Source organism: Alienimonas chondri (assembly GCF_013036045.1).
Lineage (GTDB): Bacteria > Planctomycetota > Planctomycetia > Planctomycetales > Planctomycetaceae > Alienimonas > Alienimonas chondri.
The window spans coordinates 1-11016 of the sequence record NZ_WTPX01000152.1; the positions used below are offsets into that span (position 1 = coordinate 1).

Annotated in this window: 7 protein-coding genes; 6 read left to right on the forward strand and 1 reads right to left on the reverse strand. The window is 67.4% G+C overall.

From position 1 onward, the window contains the following. From LzC2_RS17570 to LzC2_RS17595, 6 genes are all read left to right on the forward strand, one after another. Positions 1-1231 (forward strand): vWA domain-containing protein (locus LzC2_RS17570; RefSeq protein WP_171189326.1); only part of this gene is annotated, 1231 nt, incomplete at its 5' end. Positions 1232-1412: 181 nt separating this feature from the next. Further along, positions 1413-2354: a GDP-L-fucose synthase family protein gene (locus LzC2_RS17575; RefSeq protein WP_315854722.1), complete on the forward strand. Its 942-nt coding sequence runs from the start codon at positions 1413-1415 to the stop codon at positions 2352-2354. Positions 2355-2410: 56 nt separating this feature from the next. Continuing rightward, positions 2411-3508: a GDP-mannose 4,6-dehydratase gene (gmd, locus tag LzC2_RS17580; protein ID WP_171189328.1), complete on the forward strand. Its 1098-nt coding sequence runs from the start codon at positions 2411-2413 to the stop codon at positions 3506-3508. A gap of 234 nt (positions 3509-3742) precedes the next feature. Beyond that, positions 3743-5641, forward strand: coding sequence for a M28 family peptidase (locus LzC2_RS17585; protein WP_171189329.1), 1899 nt, complete (start codon positions 3743-3745; stop codon positions 5639-5641). 124 nt (positions 5642-5765) lie between these two features. After that, positions 5766-8084, forward strand: coding sequence for a PQQ-binding-like beta-propeller repeat protein (locus LzC2_RS17590; RefSeq protein WP_171189330.1), 2319 nt, complete (start codon positions 5766-5768; stop codon positions 8082-8084). Positions 8085-8160: 76 nt separating this feature from the next. Further along, the gene (locus tag LzC2_RS17595; RefSeq protein ID WP_171189331.1) at positions 8161-9783 is read left to right on the forward strand and encodes an outer membrane protein assembly factor BamB family protein; all 1623 of its coding nucleotides are present in this window, start codon (positions 8161-8163) and stop codon (positions 9781-9783) included. A gap of 307 nt (positions 9784-10090) precedes the next feature. Here the strand turns inward: LzC2_RS17595 and LzC2_RS17600 are convergent. Continuing rightward, positions 10091-11016 (reverse strand): ThuA domain-containing protein (locus LzC2_RS17600; RefSeq protein WP_315854724.1); only part of this gene is annotated, 926 nt, incomplete at its 5' end.

Sequence of the window (11016 nt, forward strand, 5' to 3'; positions counted from 1 at the left end):
TCCCAGTTCCCCGCCCCCGCCGCCGCGGCCGACCGTGGGGTGGTTGGAAGAGGTCTTCCCCCATGACTCTGGAACGCCGCAGGCCGCCCCCGGCGAGGCGCTGCGGAACCATGCGTTGGCCGGCATTAACGCCCCGCGGACGATCACCGATCGACTGGCCGGACTGGAATCGGACCTCGCCGCGTTGACGCTGTCGCGGGCGGCTGTCGGCGGCGCCGGAGATCCGGTCGGCACGCCGCGGCAGGGTTCCACGATGCGCAGCCGCTGGCTGCCGCCCTCGCAGGACGGCGATCGGATCACCGGGATGAACAACCCGAATCGCTGGACGTTCTCCGGAGCAAGCCGCTCGCCGGTGTACGCCCTGCGGAACAAGCTGGGCTTCCTCACCTACGCCCAGTTCCTGCAAGACTTCGGTCGCGACCGCAGCCCGGCGTACGGCAACCATGAGAACGCCGACCCCGGCCTGGACGGGAAGACGCCGCTGTCGGTCGACAGCCCGTACGTCCGCCTGCACCGCGAGTCCGTCGGCGGTCGTACGTTTCAGTTCCCGCCCCGGACCCAGCCGATGCACGCGCTGCGGCGGAGCCTGATCGCCGGGTTGGACGTGGTCGATGAGATCAACGGCGCCGGCCGGCCGGAGGTCCGCGACTGGGTCAGCGTGGTGACGTTCGACGGTCTCGGCCCGTATCACCAGCCCGAGGTCGCCTATGAACTGTCCGCCGACTATCCGGCGGCGATGGAGGTCGTCTCGAAGCTGCAGGCGGTCGGGGACGTCGGCGCCACCACGGCCCTCGACCCGGCGGTGCTGTTGGCGCAACAGCACCTCGCCCCGATCAGCGAGGGCGGCCGCGGGCGCGTCTTCGCCAAAAAGGTGATCGTGATCGTCTCCGACGGCGTTCCCAACGCCTGGACCACGGAGGAGAGCGAGGTCGCCGCGTACCGCACGACGCTTGAGGAAGACGACGCCGCGGAGTTCTACGCCGCCGGCGCCACCTGGCTGAACGCCCCGCTGATGCACGCCTCGAAGTGGAAGAGCGAGGGCAAGACGATCCCCATCGGCATGGGGCTGGGCGCCGATCACGAATACGCAGACCGCATGGCCCGCCTGTCGAACACCGCGGACTCCTCCGGTTCCAGCCCCCGGACGTCCGGCAACCCGGCGATGTACGAATCGGAACTCCGCCGCATCTTCGAGGACTACCTGCGGCCGAGTCCCAAGTTGGTCAAGTAGGGAAGTAGGGATGATGCAGCGAGCCGGGGGCATGAACCCCCGGCTCGCGGGCCGTCACGGTTCCTGCCGGCGGAGCGTTCGCCTAGAGTGCTCGCCCCCCTCGAAACACCCTGCGCAACCGGTCACCTTGACTGCCACTGATCCTCCATCGTCGGGGCCGTTTTCGCTGGCCGGGCGCCGTGTGCTGGTCACCGGCGGGGCCGGATTTCTCGGTCGACACCTCTGCGATCTGATCCGCGAGCGCGACCCGGCCGCGCTGATCGTGCCGCGGTCCGCGGACTGCGATCTCACCGAACAGGCCGACGTGCGGGCGCTGTTCGCGAAGCATCGGCCCGAGGTCGTGCTGCACCTCGCCGCGGAGGTGGGAGGCATCGGCGCCAACCGGGAGAACCCCGGCCGCTACTGGTACGCCAACGCGATGATGGGGTTGAACCTCTTGGAGGAGGCCCGCAAGGGCGAGGTCGCGAAATACGTCCAGGTCGGGACGATCTGCTCCTATCCGAACCTCACGCCGGTGCCGTTTCGGGAGGACGCTCTCTGGGACGGCTACCCGGAGGTCACCAACGCCCCCTACGGCGTGGCGAAGAAGAGCCTGATCGTCGGCGCCGACGCCTACCGCCGGCAGTACGGGCTGTCGGCGATCAGCCTGCTGCCGGTGAATCTGTACGGGCCGCACGACAATTTCGATCTGCAAACCAGCCACGTCATCCCCGCCCTGATTCGCAAGATGGTGGAAGCCGTCGATCGCGGCGACGACCGGGTGACGGCGTGGGGCAGCGGGCGGGCCAGTCGGGAGTTCTTGTTCGTCCGCGACGCCGCGGAGGGCATTCTCGCAGCGACCGAACGCTACGACCCTGAGCCGAACGAAGGCGAACTGGGCGGGGACCCGGTGAACCTCGGCAGCGGTCGGGAGATCACGATCCGCGATCTCGCGACGCTGATCGCGGAGACCGTCGGCTTCGACGGCGAGATCGTCTGGGACGACACCAAGCCGGACGGCCAACCCCGCCGCTGCCTCGACACCACCCGCGCCGAACAGCGGTTCGGCTGGACCGCGAACACCGACTTCCGCGCCGGTCTCGCGGAAACCGTCGACTGGTTCCGCGGCCATCGCTCGGCGTAGTCGCCTGGCCGACCATATCAACAATCCGACGTACACCACGACGACAGCACGCAGCCATGAAAAAGGCCCTCGTTACCGGGATCACCGGGCAGGACGGCAGTTACCTCGCGGAACTGCTGCTGGAGAAAGGCTATCAAGTCCACGGCGTCATTCGCCGGGCCAGCAGCTTCAATACCTCCCGGATCGAACATCTCTATCAGGACCGGCACGACGCCGGCGACGGCCCGAGCTTGACGCTGCATTACGGCGACCTGGCCGACGGGCAGGGACTGACCGACCTGATGCTCGCGACTGAGCCGGACGAGGTTTATAACCTCGGCGCCCAGAGTCACGTGCGGGTCAGCTTCGATTCGCCCATTTATACGCACGACGTCGTCGCCGGCGGGGCGTTGCGGGTGCTGGAAGCGGCTCGTCGCTTGGCGGATAAGAAGCCGGTGCGGGTCTATCAGGCCAGCAGCAGCGAGATGTTCGGCAAGGTGCACGAAACGCCGCAGAAGGAGACGACGCCCTTCTATCCCCGCAGCCCGTACGCCTGCGCCAAGGTGGCGGCGTTCCATCACACGGTGAATTATCGGGACAGCTACGGGCTGTTCGCGGTCAACGGGATCCTCTTCAACCACGAGAGTCCCCGACGGGGCGAGACGTTCGTCACCCGCAAGATCACCCGCGGCGCCACCCGCATCGCGGAGGGGCTTCAGAACAAGCTCTATATGGGCAACACGGACAGCAAGCGGGACTGGGGCTACGCCAAGGAATACGTCGAGGGCATGTGGCGGATGTTGCAGGCCGATCAACCGGACGATTACGTCTTGGCCACCGGCGTGACGGAGACCGTGCAGCACTTCCTCGAACTCTCCTTCGGGGCGGTGGGATTGGACTGGCAGGAATACGTCGAGACCGACCCTCGGTACTTCCGCCCCGCGGAGGTCGATCTGTTGTTAGGCGATCCCTCCAAGGCGAAGGCCGAACTGGGCTGGGAAGCGGAGACCGATCTGAACGGCCTCGCGACCTTGATGGTCGAGCACGACCGCGACCTCGCCCGTCGGGAGAAACACGCCGGGGACTACGAGGTCTCCACCGGCGCCCATGCGAACCAACCCGCCACCGGCCCGGCCGCGGTCGCCGCGGTTTCGAGTCCTCGCCAAAGCAGTTGATCCGCGAGGAGCGTAACGAGTCGTTCTCGGTCGGGTCAGCGTGACGCAGCGGCGTGACGGCGATGTTTCCGGAGCGTCGCCGGGTGCGACTTGCAGGTGAGGAATGGGGCGATCGGGCTGAGCAGTGCGGGAAGGATCAGGCGGATCCGGGTGCCCCGTGGGTGTGTGCGGCGGGCGAGCCGCGTATCCTGCGGGCGCTCGCACCGTCGTCTCCCCAGAGCCCCCGCCTGCCCAGTGACCGCCGCACCTATGCCGTTGCGATTCGTTCCCCTCGCCTTGCTGCTGTGCGCGGCGCCCTACGCATCGCCCGTCGCGGCTCAGGACGACCCGGTCGCCGCGTTGCCGGGGACCGCGACCGAGCGGATCACCGCCGATCTCCGCAAGCTGGCGTCTGAAGAGTTCGAGGGGCGGGGGCCGGAAACCGAGGGGCTGAAGAAGGCCGCGGATCTGATCCGCGCCCAGATGAAGGCCTCGGGCCTGTCCGGCGCCGCGACGGACGGCGGCTACTTCCAACCCTTCGACATCACGCTCGGCACCGCCCCGGAGCCGGGCGAGACGACCGCGACGCTCACGCCGCCGAGCGGGGCCGCCCGCAGTCTCGTGATTGGGGAAGAGATCCAGCCGCTGGCCTACGGCTCCAGCGGTCAGGTGGAGGCGGAACTGGTGTTCGCCGGCTACGGCATCACCGCGCCGAAGCTGGGTTACGACGACTTCGCCGGTCTGGACGTGAGGGGGAAGATCGCCGTCGTGCTCCGCCGTGAACCGCGGCAGGACGACGCCGAAAGCCCCTTCGAGGGAACCAAGACCAGCCAGTTCGCCTATATCCGCAGCAAGCTCAAAGCCGCCGAAGACGCCGGCGCCGCGGCGGTGCTGCTGGTGAACGACTCGAAAACCCTCGCGGAGGACGGCGACGTCCTCAGCGACGCCGGCGCGTTCGGCGGACCGGCGTTCAAACTGCCGTTCGGACAGATCACCCGGAAACTGGCGGACGAACTGCTCGCGGCACACCCGATCGAGAGTCAATCCGGTTTGAAGTTCGCCTCGGTGGAGGCGCTGGAGAAGGGGATCGACGCCGCCCTCGCCCCGATCGGCGGGACGATGGGCCAGACGATGGACCTCAACTTCAAATTCGAGCCGAAAACGGCTGACGTTTATAACGTGGTCGGCGTGCTGGAGGGCGAGGGGCCGCTGGCGGACGAGACCGTCGTACTGGGCGCCCACTACGACCATCTCGGCTACGGGGGCGTCGGCAGTCGCTCGCCGGGGTCGAATGAAGTGCATAACGGCGCCGACGACAATGGCAGCGGCACCTCCCTGCTGCTCGAATTGATCCGCCGATACGGCGCCCGCGCGGCGGCCGGCGATAAACCGGCTCGGCGCATGGTGTTTATCGCCTTCAGCGGCGAAGAACGCGGCCTGCTGGGCAGCGTTCATTACGTCACGAAGGAGCCGTTGTTCCCCTTGGAAACGACCCGGGCGATGGTCAACTTCGACATGGTCGGGCGCTACGGCGACAACGCCTTCCAGTTGCACGGCATGAGCAGCTCTCCGCAGTTCCCGGCGCTGGTCGATGCCGCCGCGGCGAAGACCGGCGTGCTGGTCGATCGGGTGGACGGCGTGCTCGCGGCCAGCGATCACTGGGACTTCATCAAGGTGAAGATCCCGGCGTTCCACTTCTTCACCGGGCTGCACGACGTCTACCACAAGCCGGAAGACGACGTCGAAACAGTGAATTTAAAGGGGATTGCCGAACTGGCCGACTTCGCCGAACGACTCACGGACAGCATCGTCGACGGCCCGGACCCGCTGGAGTTCACGGAGCCGCCGATGTCCCGCATCGACGGCCGCAAGCAGAAGGCCGGGCGGCCGATCCTCGGCGTGGTGCCGAAGGATCTCCCCGCCCAGGGCGGCGGCGTGGCGATCGATCAACTCGCCCCGGACGGCCCGGCGATGAAGGCCGGCTTTCGGGTGGGCGATGTGGTGACCGCGTTCGCCGGCGTGCCGGTCGCGGACGCGGTCGGCCTCTCCGCGGCGCTCGGCGACGCGAAAGCCGGGCAGACGGTGGAAGTCACCGTCGATCGCGACGGCGAACCCCAAACGCTGACCGTCACCCTCGGTTCCGCCGAGGAGTGACGGACGTGGATGCGCACGGCCCTCGCAATCTTCGCAGGCCGTTCATCTTGCCGCCCGATGGAAGACGGCCCCCGCCCCCGCTAGCCTGATGCGTCGCACAATGTTCCCCCCGCACGAACCGCCGATGATCGCCCGCCTCGTCCCGCTGCTGTTCCTGACCGCAGGGTTCTCGGTCGTTCAAACCTTCGCCCCCGCCGCCGCGGCGGAAGATTGGGCCTACTGGCGGGGGCCGGAGGGGACCGGCGTGTCCCGGGAGACCGGTCTGATCGACGATTGGAACCCCGGCTACGGGGACGCGGAGGCGAAGAACCTGCTGTGGACCAGTGAGGTCGGCGGCCGGGCGACGCCGGCGATCTTCGACGGCCGGGCCTACCTCAACACCCGCACTGAGGCGGACGTTCGCAAGCCGGACGAACTGATCGACGCCCGTCAGATGACTCTCTGCTGGGACATGGAAACCGGCAAGGAACTGTGGCGGGACGAGTTCCCCGTCGCACAAACCGACATCCCGTCCAACCGCGTCGGCTGGGCCAGCCCCACCGTCGACGAAGAGACCGGCAACGTCTTCGTCCACACCGTCGACGGCGGCCTGATCTGCTACTCTCCGAAGGGCGAACGCCTGTGGGAAGTGCAGATGTACGAACTGCTGGGGCACATCAGCGGTTACGGCGGACGGACGACGACCCCGCTGATCGACGAAGACCGGGTGATCGTCTCCTTCATCGCCAACGCCGACTACGCCCTCGGGGCGCCCCCGCCGAAGCAGCGGTTCTACGCCTTCGACGTGCGGACCGGCGACGTCCTTTGGGCCAGCACCCCCGGCGGCCCCGCTGAGGACACCATCTACACCAACCCGGTCGTCGCGGTGATCGGCGGCGTGCGGCAGATCATCAGCGGCAATGCGGACGGCGGCATCTGGAGCATCGCCAGCCGCACCGGCGAGCCGCTGTGGGGCTACCGCATGAGCAAACGCGGCCTGAACGCCAGCCCCGTCGTCGGGCCGGACGGCCTCGTCTACATCACCCACGGCGAAGACAACATCGACACCACCGAGGGCGGTCTGGGCCGCGTGCAATGCCTCGACCCGACGCTGGGGACGGACGAACTGGCCAGCGGCGACCTGACCGATAACCCGAAGGCTTCCGTCTGGCGGGAGAACGGCACGAAGGCCGGCTACACCGGCGCTGTGCTGCAGGACGACATGCTGTACGTCGTCACCGACCTCGGCAAGCTGAACGCCTACGACGCCCAAACCGGCGAACGGCTGTGGGCCTTCACGATCGGCACCGTCGGCAAGGGTTCGCCCGTCTGGGCGGACGGCAAGATCTACGTGATGGAGAACGCCGGCCGCGTCTGGATCCTCAAACCCTCCCGCGAAGGCTGCGAAGTCCTGAGCGAAGTCGTGCTGGAAGCCGACACCGTCAGCGGCCCGGACGAAACCACCGCCAGCCCGGCGATCAGCGACGGCCGCATCCTGCTGGTCGCCCGCGACCGCTCCTACTGCATCGGGAAACCGGACGCGGCGAAGACGATGGTCGAGATCCCGGCGCTGCCCGTCGAGGCCGCCGCCGAGGGGCCGCCGGCCGCGATTCGCATCGTGCCCGCGTTGGTCTCCCTGAAGCCGGGCGACACGAGGGAGTTCGAGGTGCGGGCCTACAACGCGACCGGCCAGTTCCTGAAGACCGTCTCCGACGCGAAGTTCTCCGTGACGAAGCCGTTCGACGGCCTGTCTGTCGACAAGATGACGGCCAAGGTCGAGGGCGGCCCCAGCCTCCCCGCGGACGGCGTGATCACCGCGACGCTCGGCGACCTGAGCAGTGCCGCCCAGGTTCGGTTCTACCCGCCGCTGCCGTGGAAGTACGACTTCAACGACGTGCCCACCGAAGGTCGCGCGTCGTTCCCGGCCTGGGTCGGGGCGGCCGGCAAGTTCCAAGCGGTTGAAAAGGGCGGTTCGACTGCCCTGCTGATGGCCGGCGGGGAGAAGGCGCTGGGTAAACCGAGCTTCGACGTCTGGGTCGGCCCGCCCACGCTGACCGACTACATCGTTCAAGCCGACTTCATGGTCGAAGGTCGCCGTCGGCTCGCCAGCGTCGGCGTGACGAACGAGAAGTACTCCCTGATCTCCAAAGCGAACCGGTTGCGGCTGGAGATCCAGTCGTGGCAAGCTCACCTGCGATTGCAGGCGGACATGAAGTACGAGATGGAGCCGGGCAAGTGGTACACGCTGAAGATGGCGGTCGATCAGACGGCCCCGTCCGACGCCGACCCGGACGGCTCCGCAGTCGTGAAAGGCAAGATCTGGCCGCGCGGCGAAGAGGAGCCGGCCGAGTGGACCCTCACCGTCGAAGATCCCCATCCCACCCCCTCCGGCGCCGCGGGCATCTACGCCTACCGCCTCGCGGATAGCTACCTGGACAACTTCGCCGTGTTGCCGGCGGAGTGACGTCTCGCCGCTCGGCGGGCTGACGCCCGCCGCCCACCCTTCATCCATCCCGCTCGCCCTCGATTCGCCGACCGATATGCGTCGTTCCCTATTGTCTCTCGCGGCCCTGCCGCCGCTCGCCCTGCTGACCCTCGCGGTCCCGGCGCCCGCCGATCCGGCACCGGCCGTTCCCCAATCCGGCGACGACACCGCCGCCGAGGTGAAGGCCTGGACCGCCGACGGCGATTGGCCGATGTGGGGCGGCGATCCGTTCCGCAACATGGTCAACGCCGCCCAGAACGTCAGCACGGACTTCCAGCCGGAGACCCGCCGCGAGGAGCCGAAGAACGTGCTCTGGACGGCCAGCCTCGGCTCGCAGACCTACGGCAACCCGGTCGTCGCCGGCGGTAAGGTGTTGGTCGGCACGAACAACGGCGGCGAATATCGCCCGCAGCATGTCGGCGACCGCGGCGTGCTGCTCTGCTTCGACGAAGCCGACGGCGCCTTCCAGTGGCAACTGACCCGCGAGAAGCTCCCGCAGGGCCGCGTCCACGACTGGCCGGAGCAGGGCATTTGCAGCACGCCGGTGGTCGAAGGCGAGCGCGTCTGGGTCATCACCAACCGTTGCGAAGTGATGTGCCTGGACCTCGACGGCTTCCACGACGGCACCAACGACGGCGAATACACCGAGGAGGTCGACGCCGAGAAAGAGGACGCGGACATTCTCTGGAGCCTCGACATGATCGAGGAACTCGGCGTGTTCCCGCATAACCTCGCCACCTCCTCCCCGCTGATCCTCGGCGACAACCTCTACTTCCTCACCAGTAACGGCGTCGACGAGGCGCACCTCGAAGTGCCCGCCCCGCGCGCTCCCTGCTTCCTCTGCCTGAACAAGAACACCGGCGAGATCGTTTGGGAGGACAACACCCCCTTCGACCAGATCCTCCACGGCCAGTGGAGCAGCCCCTGCGTCGTCATGGTGGACGGACAGGCTCAGGTTCTGTTCCCCGGCGGCGACGGCATCCTTTACAGCATGGCTCCGGAAGGCGACGGCGAAGGCTTCGGGAAGATCATCTGGCAGTTCGATATGAACCCCAAGGACAGCGTCTGGGAACTGGGCGGCCGCGGCACCCGGAACGCCATCATCGCGACCCCGGTGTTCGCCGACGGCGCCGTCTACGTCGGCGTCGGCCAGGACCCGGAGCACGGCGAGGGCGTCGGCCACTTCTATAAGATCGACCCGACCGGCACCGGGGACGTCTCCCCGACGCTGAAAACCGACGACGGCGTCGTCCCCAACCCCGCCAGCAAGATGGTGTGGGAGTACGGCGGCGAGGACGTCGACGGCAGCGTGACCGGCAGCAAGGGCGAACTGATCTTCCGCCGCACGATGAGCACCGTCGCCGTGCAGGACGGCCTGGTCGTCGCCCCGGACCTCTCCGGCTTCGTCCACTGCCTCGATGCGAAGACCGGCAAGCGCCTGTGGGTCTACGACATGTTCGCCGCCTGCTGGGGTTCCCCGATGGTGGCCGACGGCAAGATCTTCATCGGCGACGAAGACGGCGATCTGACCGTGATGGAACTGGGCCGCGAAGAGAACGTCATCGAGGAGAAAGCCTTCTCCTCCGCGGTCTACAGCACCCCGACCATCGCCCACGGCAAGATGTTCGTCTCCGATCGCTCGAAGTTGTATTGCTTCGACCTGAACCCGGCGGAGTGAGCCTGAACGGAGCCCCGACACTCAGGAAGGGGCCGTTCTCCCGCGGCCGCTGATTCACGCGTCCCGGACCCCCGCAGGGTCCGGGACGCTTTTGTTTGAACAGCGTTCAACCGTGAGCCCGAAGCGCAAGCGAGGTGGGCGAGTCGCGACCCTCGCTTGCGCTTCGGGCTCACACCGTTTCCAGCTGTCGCCAGACTTATCTGGCTGACGTGCTGGGAAGCCTCTGCGCAGCAAAAAACGTCCCGGGCCCTTGAAGGGGTCCGGGACGCTGAGGGCGGTCTTCGAGCAATCGCTCAGCGAATTCCGCTCAGCTGTCGGACTTTTCCGCCGGCGCCGCTTTCCGGCTGGCTTCTTCCATCTGCTCGGAGACCTCCGGGTTCGGCGTCGCGTCGCCTTTCGCTTCGCCGCGGATCCACTTCAGGGCTCCGAGGATCGAATCGAGGAACGGCTTCTTCGTCCAGGTCTCCTCGCGGTGGCCGAGGTTGTTGTAGAACACCTTGCCCTGGCCCCACTCCCGCACCCAGATCACGGGGACGTGGTACGGCTTCTTCAGTTCCGTCAGTTCCATGTCCAGGCTGGCGAGCACGCGGACGGCCTGCGGATCGAAGTTCTTATATTGATAAATCTCGTCCTTCCATGTGATCGCGGCGGGGCGGTCGTTGGTGACCAGCAGCTCCTTCACGCCGGGAAATTCCGTGTCGTGGGCCTTCATCGTCACCGTGCTGCCGGCGCCCCACGGGTGCCCGCCGAAGCGGCCGTTGATGAAGGTGCGATACGCCTCATTGTCGCTGAGGGTGTCGGTCGCGGAGTGAAATCCGAGGAACCCGTGCCCCGGCTGCTTGAGCCAGTCGTTGAGGAAGTAATCCATGTCCTCGTCGGAGATCGGCAGCATGCCGGTGGTGTAGAAGGCGACGACGTCGTAGTTCTGCAGGTTCTCCTTGGTGAGGTCCGCGGCGACGTCCTGGGTGAGGTCCACGGTGAATAGCCCGCTCTGCTGGGCGAGCTGTTTCATGGCGATCTCCGCGGGCGCCAGTTCTCGTCCGGGTTTGTCGCGATCGACGCTGCCGTGCTTGAAGCCCTTCGATTGCGTGACGAATAGGATGCGAGTCGGCTTGGCCTCGTCCTTTTCGTGGTGGTCGGCGAGCGCCGGCGAGACCGGCAGGGCGGCGAACAGGGCCGCGGCGAACGCGGCGAGGGTGGATCGGCGGGTCACGGGCGAGCTGGGGGCGGGAG